The sequence below is a fragment of the Spirosoma sp. genome, from assembly GCF_048594605.1.
In the GTDB taxonomy this organism is placed as follows: Bacteria; Bacteroidota; Bacteroidia; order Cytophagales; family Spirosomataceae; genus Spirosoma.
In genome coordinates, this window is the sequence record NZ_JBMDWV010000117.1 from 15,244 (window position 1) to 40,083 (window position 24,840).

20 protein-coding genes are annotated in these 24,840 nt (G+C 48.6%); 6 read left to right on the top strand and 14 right to left on the bottom strand.

What is annotated here, in order from left to right; translation table 11 throughout:
• Positions 1–117 precede the first annotated feature (117 nt).
• The 10 genes from ACOJS8_RS07215 to ACOJS8_RS07260 form a co-directional block, all read right to left on the bottom strand.
• Entirely contained in the window at positions 118–1,491 is a 1,374-nt protein-coding gene (locus tag ACOJS8_RS07215) for a peptidylprolyl isomerase (protein WP_420147867.1), read from the bottom strand.
• Between the two features lie 133 nt (positions 1,492–1,624).
• A complete protein-coding gene (locus ACOJS8_RS07220; protein WP_420147868.1) occupies positions 1,625–3,982 on the bottom strand; it encodes a peptidylprolyl isomerase in 2,358 nt (785 codons plus the stop codon).
• Between the two features lie 113 nt (positions 3,983–4,095).
• The gene (locus ACOJS8_RS07225; protein ID WP_420147869.1) at positions 4,096–4,791 is read right to left on the bottom strand and encodes a hypothetical protein; all 696 of its coding nucleotides are present in this window, start codon (positions 4,789–4,791) and stop codon (positions 4,096–4,098) included.
• Between the two features lie 201 nt (positions 4,792–4,992).
• A complete protein-coding gene (locus tag ACOJS8_RS07230; RefSeq protein ID WP_420147870.1) occupies positions 4,993–5,772 on the bottom strand; it encodes an APH(3') family aminoglycoside O-phosphotransferase in 780 nt (259 codons plus the stop codon).
• A gap of 10 nt (positions 5,773–5,782) precedes the next feature.
• Positions 5,783–6,826 (bottom strand): agmatine deiminase family protein, encoded by a 1,044-nt coding sequence (locus ACOJS8_RS07235; RefSeq protein ID WP_420147871.1) that lies wholly within the window; start codon positions 6,824–6,826, stop codon positions 5,783–5,785.
• A gap of 27 nt (positions 6,827–6,853) precedes the next feature.
• Complete coding sequence (locus tag ACOJS8_RS07240) at positions 6,854–7,540, bottom strand: HAD family hydrolase (RefSeq protein WP_420147872.1); 687 nt, start codon at positions 7,538–7,540, stop codon at positions 6,854–6,856.
• Positions 7,541–7,640: 100 nt separating this feature from the next.
• A complete protein-coding gene (locus ACOJS8_RS07245; RefSeq protein ID WP_420147873.1) occupies positions 7,641–7,898 on the bottom strand; it encodes a hypothetical protein in 258 nt (85 codons plus the stop codon).
• 96 nt (positions 7,899–7,994) lie between these two features.
• Positions 7,995–8,702, bottom strand: coding sequence for a 3-keto-disaccharide hydrolase (locus ACOJS8_RS07250; RefSeq protein ID WP_420147874.1), 708 nt, complete (start codon positions 8,700–8,702; stop codon positions 7,995–7,997).
• A gap of 101 nt (positions 8,703–8,803) precedes the next feature.
• Positions 8,804–10,372, bottom strand: a complete 1,569-nt coding sequence (locus ACOJS8_RS07255; RefSeq protein ID WP_420147875.1) for a RagB/SusD family nutrient uptake outer membrane protein — start codon at positions 10,370–10,372, stop codon at positions 8,804–8,806.
• Between the two features lie 25 nt (positions 10,373–10,397).
• Entirely contained in the window at positions 10,398–13,631 is a 3,234-nt protein-coding gene (locus ACOJS8_RS07260) for a SusC/RagA family TonB-linked outer membrane protein (RefSeq protein WP_420147876.1), read from the bottom strand.
• Between the two features lie 292 nt (positions 13,632–13,923).
• Between ACOJS8_RS07260 and ACOJS8_RS07265 the strand changes: the two genes are divergently transcribed.
• Positions 13,924–15,204 (top strand): isochorismate synthase, encoded by a 1,281-nt coding sequence (locus ACOJS8_RS07265; protein WP_420147877.1) that lies wholly within the window; start codon positions 13,924–13,926, stop codon positions 15,202–15,204.
• Between the two features lie 37 nt (positions 15,205–15,241).
• Here ACOJS8_RS07265 and ACOJS8_RS07270 read toward each other — a convergent pair whose 3' ends face one another.
• Together ACOJS8_RS07270 and ACOJS8_RS07275 are read right to left on the bottom strand one after the other, a co-directional pair.
• The gene (locus ACOJS8_RS07270; protein WP_420147878.1) at positions 15,242–15,421 is read right to left on the bottom strand and encodes a hypothetical protein; all 180 of its coding nucleotides are present in this window, start codon (positions 15,419–15,421) and stop codon (positions 15,242–15,244) included.
• 66 nt (positions 15,422–15,487) lie between these two features.
• Positions 15,488–15,751 (bottom strand): adhesin, encoded by a 264-nt coding sequence (locus ACOJS8_RS07275; protein WP_420147879.1) that lies wholly within the window; start codon positions 15,749–15,751, stop codon positions 15,488–15,490.
• Positions 15,752–15,938: 187 nt separating this feature from the next.
• Between ACOJS8_RS07275 and ACOJS8_RS07280 the strand changes: the two genes are divergently transcribed.
• Positions 15,939–16,982: a glycoside hydrolase family 130 protein gene (locus ACOJS8_RS07280; protein ID WP_420147880.1), complete on the top strand. Its 1,044-nt coding sequence runs from the start codon at positions 15,939–15,941 to the stop codon at positions 16,980–16,982.
• Positions 16,983–17,058: 76 nt separating this feature from the next.
• Here ACOJS8_RS07280 and ACOJS8_RS07285 read toward each other — a convergent pair whose 3' ends face one another.
• The gene (locus ACOJS8_RS07285) at positions 17,059–17,649 is read right to left on the bottom strand and encodes a DUF6624 domain-containing protein (protein ID WP_420147881.1); all 591 of its coding nucleotides are present in this window, start codon (positions 17,647–17,649) and stop codon (positions 17,059–17,061) included.
• A 167-nt stretch (positions 17,650–17,816) separates the two neighbouring features.
• Here ACOJS8_RS07285 and ACOJS8_RS07290 point away from each other — a divergent pair, with 167 nt between their 5' ends.
• The gene (locus ACOJS8_RS07290) at positions 17,817–20,798 is read left to right on the top strand and encodes a S9 family peptidase (protein WP_420147882.1); all 2,982 of its coding nucleotides are present in this window, start codon (positions 17,817–17,819) and stop codon (positions 20,796–20,798) included.
• A 299-nt stretch (positions 20,799–21,097) separates the two neighbouring features.
• Here the strand turns inward: ACOJS8_RS07290 and ACOJS8_RS07295 are convergent, their stop codons facing one another.
• Entirely contained in the window at positions 21,098–21,490 is a 393-nt protein-coding gene (locus ACOJS8_RS07295) for a DUF1573 domain-containing protein (RefSeq protein ID WP_420147883.1), read from the bottom strand.
• A gap of 218 nt (positions 21,491–21,708) precedes the next feature.
• On the opposite strand from ACOJS8_RS07295, the gene ACOJS8_RS07300 reads away from it, so the two are divergent.
• From ACOJS8_RS07300 to ACOJS8_RS07310, 3 genes are all read left to right on the top strand, one after another.
• Entirely contained in the window at positions 21,709–23,022 is a 1,314-nt protein-coding gene (locus ACOJS8_RS07300) for a sensor histidine kinase (protein ID WP_420147884.1), read from the top strand.
• Positions 23,019–23,690, top strand: a complete 672-nt coding sequence (locus ACOJS8_RS07305) for a response regulator transcription factor (RefSeq protein ID WP_420147885.1) — start codon at positions 23,019–23,021, stop codon at positions 23,688–23,690. Before ACOJS8_RS07300 ends, ACOJS8_RS07305 begins: the two co-directional genes overlap by 4 nt.
• Before the next feature lie 39 nt (positions 23,691–23,729).
• On the top strand, positions 23,730–24,840 hold a 1,111-nt coding region (locus tag ACOJS8_RS07310; RefSeq protein ID WP_420147886.1), incomplete at its 3' end, for a hypothetical protein.

The window sequence follows — 24,840 nt, forward strand, 5'->3', positions numbered from 1 at the left end:
GGATAAAAGTTAAAGAGTTACACAGTTATTCAGTTGTAAAGTTATGTTGTAAAGAATAGTTACCAATAATTAGCAACTATATACTCTGCAACATAAAAGACGATACAACTCTACTTACTAATTACTGCCAAGGGCAGCGGCACTGTTTTGGGTTGTACCAAAAATTCGACAATTCTGGAACTCCGGATCAACCGTAATATAAACGTCGCTAACTGATTTCCGGAACCAGTCGTCAATCGCCCGGTTCTTTTTATTCTGTAAGACAATCGTCTGTAATTTCTCGAAATCTTTACTATAATCGGCTGTATGGGGCGGTTGCTTACTCTTAAAGTACAAAATCCGCATGGCGCTCTTACCATCTTCTGTACGGTAAGGCAAAGGTTTTGAAATACTGGTCACTGTCATAGTATCCAGCATCTGGAATAGCGCATATTCCATCGTACCGTCCATAGCAAGCCGACTTCCACCCGTCTGAGGGTCACGAAGTAAACCACCGGCATCCGCTGTCGCTTTATCTTCCGAAAAATCCTTAGCCGCTTTATCGAATTTCAGCGAATCGATCTGAATAAGATTACGAAGGCTATCCAGATAATGCGTTGGGCCCGTCAGATCCAACCGGTTATAATCAGGACGTAACAGAATGTGGCGGGCGTGGTATTCGGCACCCCGCGTTTCCAGCAACTGAATCAGGTGAAGGCCAAAATCGGATTCCACTACGTCCGATAGCTCGTTGGGTTTGAGTTTCAACGCAGCACCCTCAAAAGGAGCCACCATCATGCCGCGCTTGGCAAAGCCCAGATCCCCCCCATTCTGAGCCGAGCCTACATCCTCGGAGTTTTCTTTGGCTAATTTGGCAAAATCTTCACCTGCCTCAACTCGTTTTTTGAGGTCCAGAAGCCGCTGACGTAGCACATCCTTCTGTTCCTTCGTCGGTTTGGCAAAGCGAACAATCTGACCTACTTCAACTTCAGCCGGCATATACGGCAAACTGTCTTTCGGGATTGCATCGAAAAATTTACGAACGTCGCGGGGTGTTACCTTTACGTCAGTCGTGATTTTACTCTGCATTTTCTGAACGATCTTCTGATCTTTCACTTGCTGCCGAAGTTCGCTTTTCAGCATTTCCAGGCTCTTGCCGTACGCTTCAACAATGTTTTTCTCGGAGCCAAACTGCTGAATCATGTACTGCATCCGCTGATCGAGTTCGCTGTCAACCAGTTTTTCCTCAACCACTACCGAGTCAATTTCAGCTTTGGCCAGCATCATTTTGTTGATAACTAGGCTTTCCAAAAGTTGACATTTTTGCGGAGGAGTCTGATTCTGCCCCACATACGATTGGTACGCTTCTTCCAGATCGGATCGCAGGACGTAGTAGTTATCGACCTTGGCAATAATTTTATTCAGACTAATGCTCTGGCCTTGCCCAAACGAAGACACTGTCAGGAACAGGCCAACCAAAACAAGGAATATATTGCTAATTACTTTTTTCATGTTCTAAAGATACACACAGAACGGCAAGCGGTCTGGTTTTTAAGCATTTTTAAGAGGAGTAAATTGCATAAAAAGAGGAGCATTACGTAGTAAACGGATTAGCTACGTAACAAAGTGCCCTTTTCCCACAAACTTACTTAGCTAAGCGCCTGATTTCTTCATCATTGACCTTGACCGGGTATTTCTGCCGAAGCTGAGCCAGCCATTGCTTTTCAAGCGTGGCCTGATAATCATTAATAACGTTTCCACGTGCTTCAGCGAATGTTTTGGCACGAGCGGGATCAATCCGGTCAATGATAACGGCAATCGCTTTGTTATCCCGATGCAACGTAGTAGTCCCTGCTTTCCAGGGGCTGACACTGTCCAGATATGAATTTGCGCCCTTCGCAAAAGCACCTTCCGTAATCGTCACCGCCGGATCGCCGGCAGATAACGGCTGTTTACTATTGATGACCTTTGCTACGTCGTCCTTAGCCGTACTGAAATACTGAAACGTTACGTTCCTCTGGGCATCTTTTGTGGCACCGGGCCGGGCACCCTGATAATCCTTTTCTATAATCCGGCTGAGCGAAACGCCATTCTTCTGGAGATAGCTTACCACCGATCGTATCCGGCCCGCCGACACCGAATCCCGTTCTGTTGGATCGTGCGAACCGCCCACCTCGACGATGTAGCTTGGATTACGCATCAAAACCACTAAGACATCGAATAATCGTTCCTGAAAACTGGTTGTTAAAGCGGTCTGCCCTTTTGCGAACGTCACAGCCGGTGCTGAACGACGCAACTGGTAGGGCGGCTTACCCGAAAGGATGGTGGTAGCCTGTTTCAACAGACTGTCATGCTGTGCCACAACAATCGTCGCCACTGCCCGATCAGGAAACTGATAGTCAGCTTTATGTGCCTCAAAATATTGACGCTGCCCTGTTGAGTCGACCATCGATCGCTCCCATACGTTCTGCTCCATCATCTGAGAAAGAAGTACCCCATCGTGTATTTCGCTTAACAAGGCCCGGAATTCCGGCGACTTTTTCTCCAGATTTGCTTCTTCAATAGCAACCAGCTGATCGCCAACGAAGCGGTCGAACAGGCGCTGCATTGCTACGTTAGGCGAACTTCCCTTGGCAGGTACTACGTTGCTGGCCGATGCATTATTGGCCATAGCCGGATTATGCGGAGGCTGCTGCCGTTGGCGGACGTATTCAAAAAACTGATTGATGGTATGTGGCCGGTCTGCAATCGTTACAATTGTTTTGCCCTGCAACGTCGGATCAAGTGGCTCCGTGTAGCGCCATTGCCCACGTAACAGACTGCTATCAGCCTTCGTAAGGGCGCTTTCCAGAATTGTTTTTTCTGGACGTACTGCGTATTCTTTTCGAAGGCGTTGTAACGTAGCCTGGCGTATTACTTCGGCCCGCGAGTCGGTCGTAACGCGCTGACGAAGTGATGGAGCCATTATGGTGTAAGACTCCAGTGGCTTGCGCTCAATGAGTTTGATAATGTGCCAGCCATAATTTGTACGTACTGGCTTCGAATAGTCGCCGGGCCTGATCAGCGAAAAGGCAGCATCTTCAAAAGCGGGAATCCAGCGACCGGGCTCAAACGGCGGCAGAACTCCACCGTTGGCTCTGGACGTAGCATCGTCTGACACCTCCCGGCAAACAGCCTCGAAGGTCTCTCCTCTCTGTAACCGACCATAAGCCGCATCAATCCGATCCTGAGCGACTTTCTGACCAGTTGCATCAGCACTCGGACTTATCCGTACCAGAATATGCGCCACCCGCACGCGCCCCCGGCTGGGTCGGCGGGAATTCACTTTCAGCAAGTGATAGCCAAAGCGAGTCCGGACGGGTTGAGACACTCTACCAACGGGCGTGGTATATGCGGCCGTTTCCAGCGGGTACACAATCCCGAATGCGGTAACGTAGCCCAGATTCCCACCGGTTTGCGCTGTTGTTACGTCCTGTGAGCGTTCGCGGGCCAGTTTAGCAAACTCCTCACCACTTGCTGCCTGTTTCCCAATTTCCAGAGCAGATTGATAGGCGGCTAACGTATCAGCAGGCAACGCATCTTCCGACACCTGCACCAGGATATGCGAAACGTTGACTTCTTCCTGCATCCGCTGATAAGCCTCAGCAGCCAGCGATTCAATGAGCACTTTGTCGGTAATGTAGGATTGAGCTAACTGTTTCCGATATGTATTCATTTCCTCCCGAAATGCCTCGGTTGTATCGCGGCCTTCGGATTCGGCCGCCAGCACTTTCAGTTTCAGGTTTGTATACAGATCAAAATATTCACGCACATCCGTACGATGAGCCGAATCGGCTGAAAGCTGATTTTTCGTAAAGGATTGAAAAAAATCATCGGTAGTAAAAGCCTTAGTACCCAACGTTAGGATAACCGGCTGCGGGGGCGTTTGCTGCACAACAGGTGTGGTTGTTTTACAGGCCATTACGGCAAGTGTCAGCAAGAGTCCGCCTGTGATTTGGCGCATAGCGTCTAAAAAATAAATGGTAATTTTCAGAAGTATTTTTAAAACAGATACCTTGATAAAAACATTCGTTCCCACCGCCGGGTACCGGGTTAACTAACGATGAATGAGCGGGTCTATTGGCGGGCAGGCTGAAGTTTAACTGTTTTCAACGTAACGTCATAGACTAACTGATACTCAAACGAATTGCGCATATGACTGCCGGAGAACGTAGCGGGAACATGAACCAATCGCTGCTTTTTCGGACGTAATGCGGCTTCGTGCAATTCAACACTGCTCTGGCCGAGCAAGTCATCATCGTCGAGTTTATCCATTAGTTGCAGCCCTATACCCGAAGCAACCAACCCGGCCGATACGTATTTCAACGGTGTGAGCATCTCCGTTGCTGTCAGCAGCAACCCCGCCGGTACGGCCACAATATTGTGAATCTTCTGAATTTTAGCCAGCGTCTGCCTGGCCTGGTTGTAATCATCGACCTCGATTAGTACCAGCGATGCTATAATTTTCCCGTTTTTGGGTAACGTCAGTTGAATCGGTTTAGCCAGATTATGATCGGGTGTTGTTTTTTGAAGATCAAGTTGTTGCCCTTTTTTTATAATTTCTACGCCCCAGCCGCCATTCACGACAGCAGATGGCTTATTCTGAGCGTCATAACTCGTTAATGAATAGGCCATCATTACCTCGTCTCGTCCGCCGAGCGTTTCTTCCAGATTGACGGCGGTCAATGAATGGGGGACCAATTCAGCAGTAAGAGAAGGCTGTCGTGCGCAACTGGTCAAAATCAGAAGAATACCAAATAAATACGTTTTCATGCTGGGTCAATTGCCCCAAAGAAGCCCTGTTTGGGCGGCAAAATTCGATAAAAATAGGCATACTTACCAGACAAAATCCGAAACATAGTCGGTGGTCACCCTCTGGTAAGTATGCCCAAATCCATCAAATTAACGTATTGTGGGCGTTGGCATAGGCAGCAATCGAAGTGCCCGGCCGTCTTTATAAATAATTCGGCAGTATCATTTCAACTCATCCAGCAGTCGAAAATACCGAAGCTTGTGCTCATCGGGGTTTGTTAAGCCATATCTGTCGAAAAATAGGGCATTGTATTGATCTGTCCCCAGATTTTGAACCAGACTGCGTGCACAAAGGGCCAAATCCTGGTATCGGTCACCTACACCCAACGAGCTTACGTCAATAAATCCGCCTAGCTGCCCGTTGTCCAGTACGATATTCGGGAGGCAAAAATCACCATGCGTTACGACCAAATCATCCTGAACAGGCTGTTCTGCATATAACCGGTCCAGGATCTGCTGGGACGATTGCTCACTATTTTCCGGCTCGAAATCATCGACATCGACAAAGCCCAACTGCACGTACTGCGCCACTTCCCGAAGTTTGGCGTCGGTTCGCTGATCGAATGGGCACGTAGCAGAGTCCAGATTGTGCAGAGCCAGCATGCTTTCTGCCAGAATTTTGACCAACTGGTGAGGATTCGCCTTCCAGTGATCATCCGAAGCGGGTAGGCCCGGCAGTTCCCGCATCAACAGGTAATCCGTTTCATCAATACGTTCGAAAAAAATAACTTCCGGGGCAGGCAGATATGCCCTGAGCCAGGTTAACGCTTTAGCTTCCTTTTGCAAACTGTTCCAGCGATCGGCCGGGGTAATTTTCAGATAAAAATTTTCCTTCCCGACAATCCGATACGTTTCTGCCGACGACATCCCCAACGTATCAAGCTGCCAGCTCGTGTTTTGCAGAAGCCGCTGTAAGGAAACAGGCAACGTATCGACACGCATAGAATAACGGTTAAACGGTTGGTTCCTGCTGGCTCAGGCAATGAAAACTGCCCAATCCCCAAACAATATCGGTCGAGTTGATGCCAAGGATTTTTCGGTCGGGAAAGCACGTACCAATAATGTCCAACGCCTGTTGATCTTTATTACACCGAAAGGTTGGCACAATAACGGCTCCATTGGTAATCAGGAAATTCGCGTAAGAAGCTGGCAACCGCAGACCGTCGCTCACAACCGGATCGGGCATAGGAAGTTCAACAATGTTTAGTTGTTTGCCATTCAGAAGCCGCATCTGTTTCAGCTCATGATGAATTTCCTGCAAAAACGGATAGTTTTCGTCATTCGGGTTCGGCTCATAAGCGGCAATAACGGTGTCTTCATTGACGAAACGTACCGTATCGTCAATATGCCCATCGGTGTCGTCACCCACGATGCCTTCTTCAACCCAAAGCACCTGTTTCACACCGTAGTAATCGCACAGATATTGTTCAATTTTTTCCTGAGTCAGGTGGCTGTTCCGGTTCTGATTCAGCAGGCAGGCACGACTAGTCAGCACGGTTCCGGCTCCGTTAAATTCTACCGAGCCGCCTTCCATAATAATGCCCGGCGTTACGTAGTCCAGCTCCCGGTAATGCGCAATCTCGACTGGAATCAGATCGTCGCGGTCGTAAGGCGGATATTTACCTCCCCAGGCATTATAACCCCAGTTAACGATCATCCGCGTTTTTGTTTGTGGATTGATCAGAAACGCGGGCCCATGGTCGCGGCACCACGAATCGTTGGTAGGGTGCGGAAGCAACGTAATGCGACTCATATCAGCCCCAGCCGCCAGTAATCGCAATTTCGCACTCTGTATAACGATTTCGTTATGCGCGTTAATGCACACATGCTCTCTCTCGGAAATAGCTTTGATAAAATCAATATAGGCTGGAAACATCAGCTCCTGGCGGTCGCGCGTCCACGAGGCTTCGGTATGCGGCCAACTTAACCAGGTTGCTACGTGTGGATGCCATTCGGCAGGAAAGAAGAACCCCTCACGGGCAGGAATAATAGACATGGTAATAATTGACTTGTTGACGGGCAATCATTTAATCATTAGTATATTTTGTACAGCCTCGACGGTCAGTTCTGTAAAGTCATCCACAATGAGCGATACGCCTGTGTCGGCAAGTTCTTCGCGCGTGTGGGTAGTTGCCAGCGCAACAACTTTCATTCCGGCTCGTATCCCGGCTTCGATACCCGCAAAAGCATCTTCAAAAACAACACATTTATCTGGCTCTACCCCTACCCGCCTGGCAGCTGCCAGGTAAATTTCCGGATCAGGTTTACCGCGCTGAATCATGCTGGCATCTACAATTGCGTCAAAATAAGAACGTAACGGTAACCCATCGAGTGTAAAGCGAACATTACTCTCCGGAGCCGATGTGCCTACAGCCAGCCGTACGTGCTGCGCTTTCAGGGCATTCAAAAATTCCAAGAGGCCGGGGGCGGGCGCTAGATGAGGCCGGTACAACTCTCGATAAATAGCTTCTTTTTCTTCAGTCAGGACAATCAGTTCGCCGGGCGAAATGGGGCGCTGAAACACATAGGCCATGGCATCGGCTGATACGTGTCCGTTGATATTTTCGACGTACTGCTCTTTGGTCAGTGGTCGGTCATGTTTCTGGGCAAACTGCAACCAGGCATTGATATGAAAATCTGTATTGTCGATCAAAACGCCGTCCATGTCAAACAGAGCGGCCCATACGAAATCGGAAGAAGTACCAGGCATGAGGATATCAAAAATGTAGAGCCGCAACGTATTGCGGCTCTTAAAATCAATAGGCTATTTCACGTTATCAGTAAGAAAGCACAAAGAAAGCAGATTACGGCTACATTACGGTGTCTGACGTTGGCGTAATTTCCGGTAACGTATCACCAGCCAGTACAGCGGCTTCATGAAGAAGTTCAGTGGCGATAAGCTCATCCGTTACGTTCTCAATCTGATCATCAAAAACGTCTATCCCTTCATCATCTGTCAGTGAATCAGCTTTCATACCAAGTAACAACCGCCCTACGTAAAGCAGGTTGAGGGAGAAACGTAGTTCGGGCAACGTATGGCTGTAGCGAGTCTGTGGTTCGGTTTGCATAGCATTGAGAGAACAGGAACCACCCTTGTTTAGGTTCGCTACGTAGCGCGTCCAGTAAATCGCAATAATGGCTGAAACACTACGTATCCTGCCCCACTATAACGCTTTGATCTTCACATTACGAAAATAGATTGGCGCGCCAGCATGTTTGCCCTGCAAGCCAATGTAGCCACGTAGCGGCAAGTCGGCGGGTGGTTTACTGAGCCAGGAAGGCACTTCTGAACTATCGGGATTGGTTTTAGCTGACGTAAATTTTGACAGATCGATGGTATTGATCAGCTCATTGTTCAGCACGACATAAATGATTTTCCCCTGACACGTAATGGTGTAGCGGTTCCACTCATCCGGCTTTTTAACTACCCGCTGTTTCGTAGGCGCCTGATGCCCGAAAAAGGCACCGCATTGCCAATTTTTGGGTGATTCTGCCCATTTCTGGGCGTAGTCGTCAGCGATCTGAATTTCTACCGAGTTGGGTATCCAGTTGGCTGTATCACTGGCATGAACCACTACCCCACTGTTCGTTCCATCAGCCGTTTTGAACAGCAAGTCGAGCACGAAATCATCGTACGGCACCGACGACCAGATCGTTTTATCTTCCGTAGCGGTTATTACACCCCCATCGTCGATGCTCCAAACACCCTTTGGATAGTGTGCTTCAGAAAGATCAGTACCAAACAGTGATTTCCAGCCTGACCCAACAGGATTAGGGTGGCCCTTTGGTGCCGCACTGGATAGTGGCGTTTGAGCAAAAAGCGAATACGTTAGGCTCAGGGTGATAACAACCAGAAGTAAGCGTTTTTTCATACGATTAGGATTTGCCTTATAAAGATAACGACCGGCGCGATTTTCTCATCGTCGCCGGTCGTTTCGATTCGGTTAAGTCTTCGTAGACTTGTCGCTATCAGTTACACCCCTGGATAACCCGGATTTTGTGGGCGCAGGTTGGGGTTGTTTAGCATTTCCGGACGAGGCAGAGGCAGCAGATAGTGCTTTTCTTCCAGCGCTTTGTTGGTGCTCAGATTAACGTGGCCTACGAAGTTGTCGAAGCCTTTCGTCGTTTCATTAAACACCTTACGTAGCCGTACCATATCGTACCAGGTAAGCTGTTCGTAGCATAGTTCGTACCAGCGCTCACGCCAGACCGCTTCCCGGAACGATGCCTGATTAAAGGTACCCAGCGCAGGCGTCGTCAATGTCGCCCGATCCCGAATACGTTTCAGCGCGTCGTAAGCCGCCTGCGTAGGTCCTCCTACTTCATTCTGCGCTTCGGCGTAGATCAGCAGTGTTTCGGCGTAGCGAATCTGCGGTACGTTCAGGTTGTTCAGACGCGTTCCTGGGGTGCCGGACGTACCGTTGGCTGTGCGGTTGAAATGCTTGAATACATACGGCGCTCCCAGCTCGAACCGTGCTCCTGTGCCATTCGTGAAGTAAGTCGTATAAAAATAACCATCCTGGTCTTTCGTCCGTAAATCTCCTTTTTCAAACGAATTGTAGAACGAAAGCGTCGGAACCGAACTTCCCGTGCCTGTAGGGCCATTGTAGTTGATCGGCTTGAAGTTCCCGTAGAAGTTATCCATTGGGTTAGAGGCTACGATCGAATTGTACTGAAGCATGAACAGATGCTCCAGCCGGTTCTCCGTGCTTTCTTTATGAACATCTTCATACGTAGTGAACAGGTTGATCGTAGACGGATTTGCATTAGCATACGTAATGACTTCCAGCGCTTTGTCGGCAGCCAGTTTGTAATGCGATGCCCCCTTACTGAGCGGGAAACCAGCCATCGTCAGATAAACCTTAGCCAACTGAGTCTTTACGGCCGCCAGGTTAACCCGTCCGCTTACATCCATCCAGGCTAGCCCAGCGGCTTCAGCTGCTTGCAGGTCTTCAACAATCAGCTTATAAACATCTTCTGCTTTAGCGCGGGAAGGGTTGAAGTCGGCCGCCGTTGCATCGGTTTGAGGCTTCGTAATCAGTGGAATATCACCCCAGAGTCGCACAGCCGTAAAATAAGCATGGGCCCGTAAAAAACGCGTTTCACCCAAAATTTTTGTTTTCTGAGCAGCATCCATATTTGGAATCCCCGGCACCCGGTCAAGAACCAGGTTAGCCTGCGCAATAATCCTGTATAGGCCGTTCCAATAGTTGACCACGTGAACCGTATTGCCGTCGTGCGACATGCTATACAGGTTGTTGAGGTCTGAGTTTTGGGCGGTCTCCGTCGTGGAGGTGCCCGTCATGGCCTCGAGCATCTGCCAGTTATTGGAGAAGATACCAGCCCCATCGCCCATAAACCGAAGGGTGGCATAGGTGGCAGCCAGCCCGGCCTCAGCGTGGTCAGGAATGGTAAAGAAGTTGTCGGCGGTCAGGTTAGAGGGAGCGTTCTCTTTCAGGAAGTCGGAGCAGCCAACAGGACCGAGCAGAATCGTTCCACACAGCAGCGCCCTCGTTATAGTATTTAATACGGTAAATCGCATGGTAAAATCTTTATTAGGTTGATAATTATAAACCAATTTGTAAGCCTAACATGTAGGTTGTTGGTTTCGGATAGTTGTGCCAGATCATACCTTGTGTGAAAGCACTGTTGTCGTCGCCCTGGTTGGTTGGGGTAACTTCGGGATCACCAACGATCGGATCATCAACCAGCAGGAAGAAGTTCTGAACGGAAGCATACAAACGTAGCCGGTTCAATTTCAACTTGTTAGTTAGCTCAGATGGGAAGGTATAACCGAACAGTAGGTTACGTCCGCGAAGGAACGATCCATCCTTAATCCAGTGGCTATCTACGTTTGTTACGTAACCGGCCCGTGTTTCCCGAATCTCAGCGATTGGCGTATTCTGGTTCGTCGGCGTCCAGGCGTTCAGTACTGACTTATAGCTGTTAGCAATAGCCTGACGGTCTTCGCTCGGGTGCAGGTTCATCAGCATTACGTCATTGCCAAACATAAACTGAAGTTCAAACGTAGCATCGAAGCCTCTGTAGCGCCAGGTGTTTGTCATGGCTCCCCAGCCTTTTGGGCTACCATTACCGATGATATTACGATCGGCGTCCGTAATTGCTTTATCGCCGTTTACATCCAGATACTTGATGTCACCGGGTAACATGGTCAGGTTGTTCCGATAGCTGGTGAACTTAGCCGCTTCTTCCCGTTCTGCTTCACTCCACGTACCCAGGCGGGTTAAGCCCCAGAATGAACCGACAGGTTCGCCCACACGAATAACGTTGGTTGGGTTGGTGAAGTTAGGACCACCTACGTTGAAAATATCGGACGGTGTTGCCAGCGAGAGTACTTTGTTGCGGTTGAAGGAAATATTGAACGAAGTATTCCAGGAGAAACCACCCCGATCAATGTTCACCGTATTCAAACCAAATTCAAAACCCTGGTTTTGCATCGAGCCAACGTTCCGGCGAATGGTTGCGTAACCACTGGTGCGAGCTACCGGAGCATCAAGCAGCATGTCTGTTGTCAACCGGTGGTAGTAGTCCATTTCCAGGTTAACCCGTCCTTTAAACAAACCGATTTCTACGCCAACATCGGTCTGAGCAGTTTTTTCCCAACGCAGATCCGGGTTAGCCAGACGATCAATACCCGTTCCGTTGAAGCGCGCGTCGCCGTAGATTGTCGAGTAAGTTGAGTTGAGTATTGGTAAAGACCGATACGGTGGAATTTCGGAGTTACCTGTCAGACCGTAGCTAGTCCGAACTTTCAAATTGTTAATGATCGGATTGCCCTTCAGGAACGATTCTTCCGAAACACGCCAGGCTAGAGCCGCCGAAGGGAAGAAAGCGAACTTGTGGTTTTCACCAAACTTGGATGATCCATCAGCCCGGCCCGTTACCGTAAAAAGGTACTTATCGAGCAGGCTGTAATTGATCCGGCCAAAGTACGAGTTAAAGGCAAACCGCGACGCATCTGATTGTACCTGCGGGTTAACGGACCCAGCTCCTAAGTTATTATAGCCGAAGTAATCCGTAGCGAAGTTGTTTACCGTAGCGCTGATTCTGAAGAAATTCGTTTCCTGCCACGAAATACCCAACAGTCCTGTAAAGTTGTGAGCCGTACCGATCTGTTTGTTATAGGTGAGGTAATTTTCCAATGACCAGAAATTTTCTCTGCGATTCCGGCCAGCTGCGTTTCCTAAACTACCTGGGTTCAGGGTCCGGGTCTGATACTCGTTGTTCTCCTGCGTCAGCAAGTTAACGCCCAGAACGGTCCGCATTTCCAGACCTTTCGCCAGGCTAATGTTTGTGTATAAGCTACCCAGCGTGGTTTGCGTGTTCAGGATATAGCGCCGATCCATCAGGCGGTGCATCGAGCTAAAGGTTCCCTCAGCATTTGGATAGTCACGGTTGCTGGCATACGTACCGTCGGCATATTTGACGGGCAGGAACGGGAAGTCTTCCACAATCTGGCGAGCCACAGCATCGCCCTGATCCACAATATTCTCGCTCTGGTTGTTGTAACTCAACGTACCACCAATTTTCAGCCATTTTTTGATTTGATCATCAACTGTAAACCGACCCGAATACCGTCTCATGTACGATGTCATGATAAGCCCTTGGTCATCGCGGTAACCCAGCGACAGCGAATACTGAGTACGTTCGTTACCGCCACTAAAGCCGAGTTGATGGTTCTGTGAGAGCTTATTTTGTGTAGTCTCTTTTAACCAGTCGGTGTCATACAGCGGGTTGAGATTCGCGTCAAAAACGCCCGGATATTTAGCACTGTATGCCTTTCTGCGAGCAACAGGGTCCAGATACGTATACTTACCAGATGCCCAGCCCGCCGGATCGTATTTGGCGATGTTCTTATAAGCAAGATCTTCTGTCGCCAGGTATTCACGGGCGTTCAGTACCTGTGGCCGGTTTGGGCCAATTGTATTCACACTGAATTGTCCATCATACGTAACGGTTCCCGTCCCCGCCTTTCCTTTTTTGGTCGTTACGAGAATAACGCCGTTGGCACCTCTGGCTCCATAGATAGCCGTCGATGAGGCATCTTTTAGCACTTCAACCGAAACAATATCGTTCGGGTTGATATAGTCGATCGCCGAGCTGAACTGCGCCTGGTTTCCTTGCGGAAGCATTACACCATCTACTACGTAGAGCGGGTTGTTTGACGAGTTGATCGAGCTAAATCCGCGAATCCGGACGGTGGTACGTCCTCCCGGCCGGCCTGAGTTCGTATTTACCTGTACACCAGGCATACGACCCGAAAGCGCCTGGTTCAGCGAAGGAGCCGGACGCTCCTGGAGCTGTGCTTCTTTGACACCGGCAACTGCACCGGTCAAATCCGATTTCTTGGTTGTACCATAACCGATAACAACAATTTCATCCAGAACCTTGCTATCCGCCTTCAGACTTACATCAAGCGAACTTTGACTGCCTACGCGCACCTCCTGCGATAAATAACCCACAAACGAGAAAACCAGAACGGCGTTACTTTCGGGTACGTCTATACGATAACGTCCATCAGCATCGGTTACGGTTCCTCTTTGTGTACCTTTCAAAATAACGCTTACTCCAGGCAAAGCTGAATTATTCTCGTCTGTAACTCTGCCGCTTAGTGTTTTGTCGACCGACGTAGGGGTTTCCAGTCGGGTAGATGTAGGTTTACCGGATAAGTCTCCGGTAGCATAGGTTAAGGTGTTGTACGAACAGAAAAGAAAGGTATGACCAAGAGCCATCCTCACAATCCTGCCAGACAGCAGTTGTGAACGAAGAGGTTTTTTCATAAAACTTCATCTCGTTACCCGAGTTTTTAGGTTGAAATAAAACTGAACAGACAAAAAAATACGCATATATAATTATGCTTGAGAGTATATCTACTTATGATTTATTAAGTTTTTCTAAAAAATTTTAAGATTATCCGGAGAATTAATTAGAATTTGATTAAAACTATCTGATCAAGAAAGAGTTGCTGAACAGACAGGTTAGCAACTATGTTTGTGTCGAAATAAGCAATGCGGCACAAATTCGTCTGCTTAATTGTTAATAGATTGGCCTTAGTAGCCACGGCTGTTACTTATGCAATCCGATTATTCTTTTCATACTACTTCATTAACGCGCGTTGCCGAACATCACCCTCAGGCTATCGATTTTTGGGAAACTGCTCGTTCACTGGGCGTTCCAGCTGCTCTTTGGCGGCTTCCCAACCAACGGGAAAAGCATTTGATTGTGTCTTTTGACGAAGTGCTACCAAGAGTAGCTGCCGACCTGGATGAATTACCGGCTGGGTTTCTCATTAGTCCGTTCGACAACATCACTGACGGACTTAGCGATGATGAAAAGTCGGCTAAAACGCTTTTTTTACGTGCCGACCTACAGGTTGTCTTTTCTGACAATAACCAGATCGACATAAAAAATACGGCTGAAGAAACAGCCGCCGATTTCTGGCAAGCCCTGATGACCAGCGCCCGTCGTTCATCAAATCAGGCTGTGTCCGCATCGGCTGTAACGCTCCTGTCCGAGCCAGACATCGAAACAAACTACGTACGTAATGTGGCAGAAGCGGTGGAAGCCATGCAACGTGGCGATTTCCGCAAAGTGGTTCTATCGCGAACCAAGCACGTAGTATTTGCCGATGCCCCCAATGCCGTTAGCCTGTTCGACAAACTTTGTCAGACCTATCCAACCGCTTTTGTATCAGCCGTATCGATTCCGGAACGAGGTCAGATCTGGATAAGTGCTACGCCTGAGCGACTGGTAAGCACCGACGCCAACGGCATTTTCCAGACGGCCGCTCTGGCAGGAACTCAATCTGTGTTTAATCCGGATGGAACAACCAAACGCCCGGCCGAAGCAATGTGGTCGCAGAAAGAAATTGAAGAACAGGCAATTGTGTGCCGCTATATTATTGAGTGCTTCAAGAAGATAAGGCTGCGCGAATACATAGAAGAAGGCCCTAAAAGCATTGTGGCTGGTAATCTGATGCACCTTGGCACCCGCTTTACCGTCGACACGCAAGCGGTTCGTTATCCGCAGCTTGGAACAGTTATGCTACGTTTGCTTCATCCAACTTCAGCGGTATGTGGCACACCCCGCGACGTAGCGTTTTCCTTTATTCGGGAACATGAAACCCATAACCGTGAGCTTTACAGCGGTTTTTTAGGGCCAGTAAATATTGATACGTCGGAGGGAGCGGCTACCGATATTTTCGTTCATATCCGCTGCATGAAGCTGGAAGGTAAGCTGGCAACCCTTTACGCCGGAGCTGGCCTGACGGAAGATTCTGACCCCGAACGGGAATGGCAGGAAACCGAAATGAAATGCCAGACACTTTTGAAAGTAATACTGACTAATGAATGATGAATGTTTTTTGAGCATTCATCATTCATTAGCAAATCTACGCTCCCTCAGCGGGATCGTTAGGTGCTCGCGAGCCATCTTCAGCCGTACGATCACCCGCTTCACTAGCCGCCGATGACTGCGTGTCTGCGTCAGGCGCGGTGCCTTCCGTGTCGTCATCGGCTGTTGTAACAAGTTGAACTTCGTCAGGATTGGAGTTCTGATCAGAAAGTGCCATAAGGATAAACGTTTTTATAGTAACTGTGATCAGCTCTATATGTTCTCATTAGCGACACGCTAAACCTTACTCCATACTGTCATCGTCCAGATCGTCTTCGAAATCCGGGTCATCGAAGTCTTCTTCCAGATCGTCTTCACTAAATTCTTCTTCGTCGATATCGTCCAAATCATCTGCTCCGTATCCGCTGGCGGCTCCCGAGCCTAGTTCATCGAATTCGGCGTCATTTTCATCGAAGTCATCTTCATCATCGTCGAATGCAGCCGATTCAGGGTCTGGATTTAACATCAATACGTCTTCGTCCTGATCAAATGTTGGCTGGTAAATCATGGTTTATAGAGTCTAAAAGTTAATTCAATCCTCATAACGCGGCTATTTCCCCGAAGGTTTTGCCCGTCCCAAAACTAATTGAATAATTGATTCAAAATTTCAAGATTAGCTTTGCCGTTGTGAAAATATCGTTGCGTCGTCCGTCTGACAACAACACAGCGTAAACTTAACTATAGAAAGCACTTTAATGAAAAATTATCGACTTGAGCGCCTATCCAGCCAGCCAATTATTCAGACAGCTGACGTACAACCATTTATTGAAGGCTATGACGTTCTGGGCGCCTTTAATCCAGCAGCCTGCCAGTTTGGCGACGAAATTTTGCTCCTGCTACGGGTAGCCGAAGCGCCAAAGGCTGAAAAAGGATACATAGCGATACCAATTATTGAAGAACAGGATGGCGTTCCGACTCTGGTAGTTAAGAAATTTAAGGAGCCAGACGGAGATTATGATCCCCGGGTTGTCACAATCGACGGAAAAGTATACCTGACCTCCATAAGCTACCTGCGGATAGCCCGCAGCCGTGACGGCGTGAACTTTACAATTGACGCGAAACCGTTTTTGTTTCCTACCCGTATGGACGAGTCATATGGGGTTGAAGATGCACGCATTACGTATCTGGACGGTAAATACTGGATTACCTATACGGCCGTATCCGAACACGGACCCGGCGTAGGGCTGGCCGTAACTACTGATTTTGTGAGTGTTGAGCGCGTCGGTATGGTTTTGCCGCCACCCAATAAAGACGTCGCTTTGTTTCCCGAAAAAATCAATGGCAACTACGTATTGCTCCACCGACCAATGGTGTCGGATATTGGTAAACCGTCTGTCTGGCTGGCCGAGTCGGAAGATGGCATCCATTGGGGAAATCATCGTTTCCTGTTTGGGGGGCGTGGATTGGTAGATACCAAATTTGAGTGGGAAGGCGGGAAAATTGGCGCAGGGCCTGAACCTATTTTAACGGATGAAGGCTGGCTGGTTTGCTATCACGGCGCCGACCCCACCCATGCTTACTCACTGGCTTTGGCCCTGCTGGATAAAAACGATCCGTCAATAATCCTGGACCGCTCGGAAGCTCCTCTACTAACTCCTGAATTGCCCTGGGAGCGCGAAGGTTTCTTCCCTAACGTAGTATTTTCGAACGGCTGGGTACGGCGGCCAGACGGCACCATCTGGGTGTATTACGGGGCTGCGGATTCAGGAGTAGGTCTAGCCAAATTGATCCAGGAATAGCCTGCCTTGTGCCCCATTGAGTTGCTACGTAGCATTTTCTGGCAAATTAACGTAGCAGCCCGATGGGGCACAAGGCTTATTTCTCGTTAAAAACATACGTTTTTTTCACGGACTCCATCGTCAGGTTGGGCTCGTAGGCGGCATTAAGTCGATTGGCATTTTCTTCAACACTCAACTCAAATCCAGCCTTTTTTCGACGCTCGTTGACGGATTCTGCTTCCGCAATTGGCCAAACAAAACAGCGTGATTGCTTGGTTTTGATTAACTGTCGACACGATACCTGGGTGCCATAAAGCTGCGGTTTCCCTTCGTACATCAACGACCGGTCAAGCATCATCGCATAAAGTGAGAACGGTAATTCGTCTGCTTCAGCCGCTTTCTTGATGAGGGGCAAATAATCAGGAATCTTGTTAGAATGCTGAATAATGTAAAAGACGGCCTCATTTGTAGGCTTGCCAACAAGCGTTTTTCCCGGATAACCGTGCTGCTTTAAAATAACTTCAACCCGATTCAAATTGCTGGTATCAATTTTTACCTGCTCTGTCCAAAGTACCCCCGCCAGTTTTGTACGATCCGTTTTATAAACACTACTCAGGCTGTCTGTCAGCGGCTGGTTGTTACCTAGTTTAGCGAGCCATTCCCGATTACGCTGATCCAGAACATACATGCTGTCCAATTCCCGTTTTAACAATTTATTCGATTGCCCAAACCCATAAATGGGAAATAAACATACTATCAATAGCACAAATCTCATAATAAATAGTAAGGTTGTAAAATGGTGGCCTATTAATCAATCTGTTCGTAGTAATTTAGTCGATCTTAATTTTTCTCTTTATGAATCTCTTTACTCAACTGCTGTTCTGCCTGCTCTTTCCTGTGTCTCTACTCGCACAGATTCAGAAGCGTCCGTTAAAGGCTTCTGACTATGACCGCTGGCAAAGTGTGAAGTCAGAAAAAATCTCCGACGACGGCCAATGGATTGCTTTTCAGGTCGATCCGCAGGATGGCGACGGACGCCTGGAAGCCTGGGCTACTGGTACAAACCCCTCACGGACGCACTATGTTTTCCCACGCGGTTACATGGCCCAGTTTACGCCCGACAGCAAGTATCTGGTGATGCGGCTGAAAGTAGCTGCTGCCGACGTCCGGAAAGCCAAATTGAAAAAGAAAAAAGCGGACGAAATGCCCAAAGACAGTCTGGTAGCATTGAATCTGACAACGGGGAAATCCATAAAACTCCCGAATGTAAAATCATTTGCATTTGGTAAAGATGCGGGCTCCTGGCTTGCCGTCATGCAGGAACGGAAGGATGCCAAAGAAAAACCGGCGGCAAAAGTCACGACACAAACGCAACGCGATACGTTGCCCCCCACCTCCCCTGCTTCGACAACAACGGTAGCCTCTGGAAAACCATATTCGACAAAACCGAAAGGTGATGACTTGACCTTACTAAACATGGCTGATGGCTCCCGTAAAACCTTCCGCTACGTATCGAACGTAGTGGTTTCTGACAATGGGCAGAAAATATTTTATAGCAAAGACTCAGCCAATGATTCGTTGAAGACCGGAGACAAAGCCGTTCCGGGCGTTTTCCTGTTTAATACATCCAGCGGACAAACGATGCTCGTTGATACCAGTTCAAAACGCAAGATTTACAAAGGGTTGGCGGTCGACAAAGTAGGTCAGCAGATTGTCTGGATGGCCTCAGCCGATAGCGTCGGATCAGACGTAAAAGTATTTTCGCTGTATTACAAAAACCTGGCTTCTGCCCTTCCTGCAAAAGGTAAAAAGTCCAAAACAACCCCTCTTGAAGCTCCCTTTAAAGTACTGGCCGATACGCTGACAGCTTCGATTCCCAAAGGTTGGTCGGTCAACGAGTTTCGGGAGCCGAAATTTGCGGACGATGGCAAGCGCCTGTATTTCTCTACCTCACCAATTCCACCCAAACCAACCAAAGATACGCTGACGCCCGATGATGAAAAGGTGAAGATGGATATCTGGAGCTGGACCGACAGCCGACTGCAACCTATGCAGCAAAAACGACTCAAAGAGGAAAAGGAACGCGGTTTTCTGACGATTTATGACGTAGCGTCCGGCAAAATTATTCCAATAGCCACCCGCGAAATGCCAACCGTAGCGTTCGACCCGAAAGTAAATACGCGGTACTTGTTAGGACTTAGTGACTTACCGTATCAGGTGCAATCGTCCTGGGACCCAGGTCACACCGACTTATATCTGGTTGACGCCCAGACCGGAACGAAGAAAAAAATTGCCAACGATGTAATGGCTTCGCAGCCGAAATTATCGCCGGGCGGAACGTATGCATACTGGTTCGATGAGCGCGACTCCCTCTGGCGGGCCTGGTCTGTAGCCGATGGAAAACGTATTGATCTGACGCGTGGACTGCCTCACAAATTCTTTGACGAAGAGCACGATACGCCCAATCTACCTGGTTCCTACGGCTCCGCAGGCTGGACAACTAACGACCGATACGTATGGCTTTATGATCGCTACGATATCTGGCAAATTGACCCGACTGGTAAGGAAAAGCCATTAAATCTGACAGCGGGTTGGGGCCGAAAAAATCATGTTCGTCTGCGTTACGCTGAATTTGATGAAGACGATTCACCTATACCCGGCCAGGGTCGAATGACGCCCGAAAAAGCTATTGATCCGACAAAGGAATTGTTCTTTACGGGTATTTGGGAAAGCGATAAATCGACCGGAATTTTTAAGAGCAAGAATGGTTTATCGGCGCTTGAGCCCACTACGCTTACACATAGCAACCACCGGTATGCAAAACTGAATAAGGCCAAAAACGCACCAACAATGACGTTTTTCCGGGGTAATTTCCAGGAGCCGATTAATCTGTTTCAGACCCGGTCTGGAGGGACAGACTCTACCCTGGCAAATCCTGTGCAGCTTACCCACATCAACCCGCAGCAGGACAGCATCAGCTGGGGTAGTGTTGAACTCGTCAAATGGCTCGGTACCAATGGCGTTCAGCTCGAAGGGCTGTTGTATAAACCCGAAGGTTTCGACCCGAAAAAGAAGTACCCCATGCTGACGTATTTCTACGAACGTAACGCGGAAACGCTAAATGATTATAAAGTTCCGGCACCTAGCCGCTCAACGATTAACGTATCGTACTGCGTATCCAATGGTTATCTGGTCTTTATTCCAGATATTGTTTACACAACGGGTCAACCCGGCCCCAATGCATACGATTGTATTGTACCGGGTGTCTTAAGCCTGATCAATAAAGGGTTTGTTGATCGAGATCGGCTGGGTATTCAGGGGCAGAGCTGGGGCGGTTATCAGACGGCATACATTATTACCCGTACCAATCTGTTTCGGGCCGCTGAAGCCGGTGCGCCCGTAGCAAACATGACATCAGCTTACGGCGGCATTCGCTGGGAAACGGGTTTGGTTCGGCAGTTTCAGTACGAAAAAACCCAGAGCCGCATTGGCGGAACCCTCTGGGACAAACCCATGAATTACATCGAGAACTCGCCGTTGTTTTTCGCTAACCGCATTGAGACACCACTCATGATGACGCATAACGATGCCGATGGTGCTGTCCCCTGGTATCAGGGAATCGAATTATTCACGGCATTACGCCGATTGAATAAGCCCGTCTGGATGCTGGTTTACAATGGAGAAGGACACAACCTGACCCAACGCCACAACGCGAAAGACCTGAGTATTAGACTGTACCAATTCTTTGATTACTACCTCAAAGACGCGCCAATGCCCGTTTGGATGAAAGAAGGACGTACCGCCGTTGAGAAAGATCGGGGCGAGATGAAATATTAATTAGAACGGTCCGTCGTGCGGTTCAAGCACGACACGATTCACGTCAATCTAAAAGTAGCGAAGCTACAATTGATTTAACACTTCTTGGTCAACGTTTTATATATAAGACCTCAGACGAATAAGCTTGTCTGAGGTCTATTTTTTACAACAACGTTAATCCTATTTCCTGCTACTTTTTCCCGCTCCGGTGGATGCAAACTTGACAAGCGAACCATTTCTAAATAAAAACTCCCAATCCATAACCACGGATTGGGAGTCTAATCGGAGCTATAGTTGAGTAAGAATAACTCTGGCTGACGTTACTGAGCAGCTACACCTTCTTTCACAACTTCGCCTTTGAAATAGAGCGTCTGCGTACCACCTTCTGCATTCGACTCGATTGTAACGGTTTTACTGAATGCGCCAACGGCTGCTGCATTGAACGTCGCTTTCACTACACCCGACTGACCCGGCAAAATAGCCGACTTGGGATACTCAACACCCGTACATCCACACGAACCCTTTGCGTTACTGATCACAAGTGGAATTTCGCCTTTGTTGGTAAAAGCAAATTCGGCGGTAACAGGCTTACCCTGCTTAATACGACCGAAATCATACGTAGCGTTCCGCCAGTTGAACAACGCGCTTAAACTAGTCATAGCGACTGAAGCAGTCAGTAGTAATAGAGCGCCAAAAAACAGGATACGTTTCATAGAAAAATTGGTTTGGTAAGGTTTGTCCGGTTGCTCACTCAAGCAACGATGCAAACGTACCGCCCCCCTCCGATTCCCTTTGTTAAGTACTTCCTAACGTTTGTTAATGAGTTGTTAATGTGCGGCTAATTAGCGAATAAGCGATTGAGGGATTGCCCGAATAACACGTACTTTACAGTTGGAATTATTGGGTCATTCACGTATTTGCTCGATCAAAAATGTCTCGTCTGCGTCTGTTGGTTGTTCTTTCGGTGCTTTCCATTATCGGCATCCTGGCTGTGCAGGCGATCTGGGTACGTAACGCCTATGCTCTGCGTGAGCGGCAATTTCGTCAGTCAGCCTTTATTGCTTTGCAGGATGTGGCCGATGAAGTGGCAAAACTGAATCGCTTCACCCTGAACCGATACGCGGTTACCCAGCTCTCGCCCGATTATTTTATCGTCAACACCGATGCACCAATTGATCCCACTACGCTCGAAACGTTCATTCAGCGATCCTTACAGGCGCATAACCTGATTACAGATTACGAATACGGGATTTATAATTGCGAGACCGACCGCATGGTCTACGGCGCTTATGTCAGCACGAATGGTTTGGCGGGGAGTAAAACAAGAAATTTACCCAAATTCCCGCGCTATACGTATTATTTCGGCATCCGCTTTCCGAATCAGACCGCCTTTGTTACCGGGCAATTGAGCGGCTTATTGTGGTCGACCAGCGCCGTACTGCTGGTGGTTCTTTTCTTTGGCTATACGCTTGTGCTCGTGCTCAGACAACGGCGGCTGACTGAAGTGCAGCGTGATTTCATTAATAACATTACTCATGAACTGCAAACGCCCGTGTCGACAATACGTATTGCGTCTGACGTATTACAAACAGATACAATTACTCAGCAGCCCGATCGGCTAAAACAATACGTACGCATTCTGGGCGAAGAAAGCCGACGTTTGCAAAAGCAGATTAATAGCGTACTGCAACTAGCTCGCTCTCAACGTACTGGCTTTGAATTCAATCGGGTCGACATTGACATCCACGAACTCATGAATCTGGCTGCCGATACGTTTGCGCCTTACGTACGGCTCGATCTGGTAGCGACCGGCTCCTGCCTATATGCCGATCGCTACCACCTTGAAACGGTTTTGAATAATCTGATCGACAACGCACTTAAGTATTGCGACAAATCGCCTTGTGTCGTACTACACACCCGTACTGAGAATAACCAATTGATCTGGTCAGTAGGTGACAACGGCATTGGTATTGCACCCGAACATCAGAAAGCCATTTTTCGCCAGTTCTTTCGGGTAAGTTCGGGGCGCACCCATAATGTAAAAGGGTTTGGACTGGGACTTTACTACGTTCGGCAGGTCGTTAGAGCACACAACTGGAAGCTGGTACTTTCCAGCAAACCCGGCGAAGGCAGTACGTTTCAGATAATCTGTCCTTTATCAAAGAATGTAAACCCGTTGCGAAATGATTCAACGCTCCGGCGGCTTGGTCAGTTACCCACTCACTCATTCATAACTCCCCCGTGAATCCTGCACGCATACTGTTCGTTGAAGACGACGTAAATTTGGGGTTCGTGATTCGCGATACGCTCGAAAACGTGCCTTTTCTCGTTACGCACTGTACCAATGGTACTGATGCGTGGGCCACGTTTCAGGCCGGGCGATTCGATGTGTGTCTGCTGGATGTGATGCTGCCTCAGAGCGATGGGTTTACGCTCGCTCAGCAAATTCGATCCGTCGACACGCAGGTGCCGATTTTATTTCTAAGCGCCTTAACTAACAAAGACGACCGCCTACAGGGCTTACGGCTCGGCGCCGACGATTATCTGACGAAACCCTTCAGTATTGAAGAATTAATCCTGAAAATCAACGTCTTTCTCCGGCGTACAAGCAATGTAAACGAGCGGGCGTTACGGACCGACACCCTCCTTAACCGCCAGAATCTGACGCTTACCGTTAATGGCCAAACGCAGACGCTCACCCATCGCGAAGCCGACGTAATTGCTTATCTGCTTGAACGGCCGAATACGCTTGTTCGGCGCGACGAGTTGCTACGTGCCATCTGGGGCGACGACGATTATTTCATGGGTCGTAGTCTTGACGTATTTATTTCCCGACTTCGCAAACGGCTTGCTCAGGACCCGGCGATACGTATCGAAAATGTACACGGTGTCGGGTTCGTTTTGCGGCAGTAATCCACGACATTTGTAGCCGTTTTTATACTATCCTCTTGTATGATTTACCGACTATCCACCATTACGTTAACAGTTCTGTCGCTAGCTTTCGGCTGTAAGACCGCCAAACTCCCCGCCACTACACTTTCCACAACAGCTGCCATTACCCAAGAAGGATTCCTTAACTGCTTTGCTCCCGGAACAGCTGTAAATGGACAGCCCGTCTGGTGCGAAGCTTCGGCCGTGTTGTACGATGGTAAAAATCTTTTTTTTGCCAACGATAAAGACATGCCGTCGGGCCAGAGTTCGGTGTTTATGAAAACGCCCGAAACACTGGCTGATTCAACAAAACCGCCAACGTATCTGACACAACCAACCTTTACGCAAGGCACCAAGTATGAAGATTTTGCCCAGACGCCCGACCGTCGTTACGTATTTCTAACCACCGCTTTCGACCGTGTAAAGCCGGGCAGCCACGATTGGGATCGTTTCAACACGATTTTGTACTGGCGCAGTGGCGACGAACAGCATCCGCACGTATTGGCACCTGACGATACTAGCCAAACATCCGTTGCGTATCGCCAGCCTATTGCGCGTCTACTGGCAACCGATGAGTTCCCGGGCGAGCTTCCCTATTTTAAGATTGAAGGATTGGCGGCTACAGACAAACAACTACTTTTCGGCATTCGGGAAGAAGGGAAAGCGTACGACAGTTTTACGTATCGGGCCAAAATCATCAGCGTATCGTATAGCTTCGAGGGGACGGGTGATGCGGAGCGTGTTCGGTTGTCTAATGACTGGAAGATTGTCGATGACTTCGTGATTACCAAGGCCGACGCTACGTTGCCTACGCCACTGGCCATTTCAAGCCTTGAGTATGACCCAAATCACGGTTGTTTCTGGATGCTCACCTCGCTGGAGTCCAATGGGCAATTTGATACGTATGTATGGACCATTACGTCTGCGGATTTATACGCTGGCAATCCCTTTACGCTCATACGTACTGCACAGGGGCAACCGTTGCACATACCCGGTCATAAAGGTGAAGACCTAACCCCACTGGACCGGAATCGGCTGCTGATCATCTGCGATGACGACCGCACCCGTACAAATATTGGCTCACAAGTGCGCCAACCCAATCAGGCTGCTTACACAATTCTGACTATCAAGT

What these genes read in the sequence shown, in the direction of transcription:
- ACOJS8_RS07215 (WP_420147867.1), bottom strand. Translation starts at nt 1,491, where the DNA reads ATGAAAAAAGTAATTAGCAATATATTCCTTGTTTTGGTTGGCCTGTTC.
- ACOJS8_RS07220 (WP_420147868.1), bottom strand. Translation starts at nt 3,982, where the DNA reads ATGCGCCAAATCACAGGCGGACTCTTGCTGACACTTGCCGTAATGGCC.
- ACOJS8_RS07225 (WP_420147869.1), bottom strand. Translation starts at nt 4,791, where the DNA reads ATGAAAACGTATTTATTTGGTATTCTTCTGATTTTGACCAGTTGCGCA.
- ACOJS8_RS07230 (WP_420147870.1), bottom strand. Translation starts at nt 5,772, where the DNA reads ATGCGTGTCGATACGTTGCCTGTTTCCTTACAGCGGCTTCTGCAAAAC.
- ACOJS8_RS07235 (WP_420147871.1), bottom strand. Translation starts at nt 6,826, where the DNA reads ATGTCTATTATTCCTGCCCGTGAGGGGTTCTTCTTTCCTGCCGAATGG.
- ACOJS8_RS07240 (WP_420147872.1), bottom strand. Translation starts at nt 7,540, where the DNA reads ATGCCTGGTACTTCTTCCGATTTCGTATGGGCCGCTCTGTTTGACATG.
- ACOJS8_RS07245 (WP_420147873.1), bottom strand. Translation starts at nt 7,898, where the DNA reads ATGCAAACCGAACCACAGACTCGCTACAGCCATACGTTGCCCGAACTA.
- ACOJS8_RS07250 (WP_420147874.1), bottom strand. Translation starts at nt 8,702, where the DNA reads ATGAAAAAACGCTTACTTCTGGTTGTTATCACCCTGAGCCTAACGTAT.
- ACOJS8_RS07255 (WP_420147875.1), bottom strand. Translation starts at nt 10,372, where the DNA reads ATGCGATTTACCGTATTAAATACTATAACGAGGGCGCTGCTGTGTGGA.
- ACOJS8_RS07260 (WP_420147876.1), bottom strand. Translation starts at nt 13,631, where the DNA reads ATGAAAAAACCTCTTCGTTCACAACTGCTGTCTGGCAGGATTGTGAGG.
- ACOJS8_RS07265 (WP_420147877.1), top strand. Translation starts at nt 13,924, where the DNA reads ATGCAATCCGATTATTCTTTTCATACTACTTCATTAACGCGCGTTGCC.
- ACOJS8_RS07270 (WP_420147878.1), bottom strand. Translation starts at nt 15,421, where the DNA reads ATGGCACTTTCTGATCAGAACTCCAATCCTGACGAAGTTCAACTTGTT.
- ACOJS8_RS07275 (WP_420147879.1), bottom strand. Translation starts at nt 15,751, where the DNA reads ATGATTTACCAGCCAACATTTGATCAGGACGAAGACGTATTGATGTTA.
- ACOJS8_RS07280 (WP_420147880.1), top strand. Translation starts at nt 15,939, where the DNA reads ATGAAAAATTATCGACTTGAGCGCCTATCCAGCCAGCCAATTATTCAG.
- ACOJS8_RS07285 (WP_420147881.1), bottom strand. Translation starts at nt 17,649, where the DNA reads ATGTATGTTCTGGATCAGCGTAATCGGGAATGGCTCGCTAAACTAGGT.
- ACOJS8_RS07290 (WP_420147882.1), top strand. Translation starts at nt 17,817, where the DNA reads ATGAATCTCTTTACTCAACTGCTGTTCTGCCTGCTCTTTCCTGTGTCT.
- ACOJS8_RS07295 (WP_420147883.1), bottom strand. Translation starts at nt 21,490, where the DNA reads ATGAAACGTATCCTGTTTTTTGGCGCTCTATTACTACTGACTGCTTCA.
- ACOJS8_RS07300 (WP_420147884.1), top strand. Translation starts at nt 21,709, where the DNA reads ATGTCTCGTCTGCGTCTGTTGGTTGTTCTTTCGGTGCTTTCCATTATC.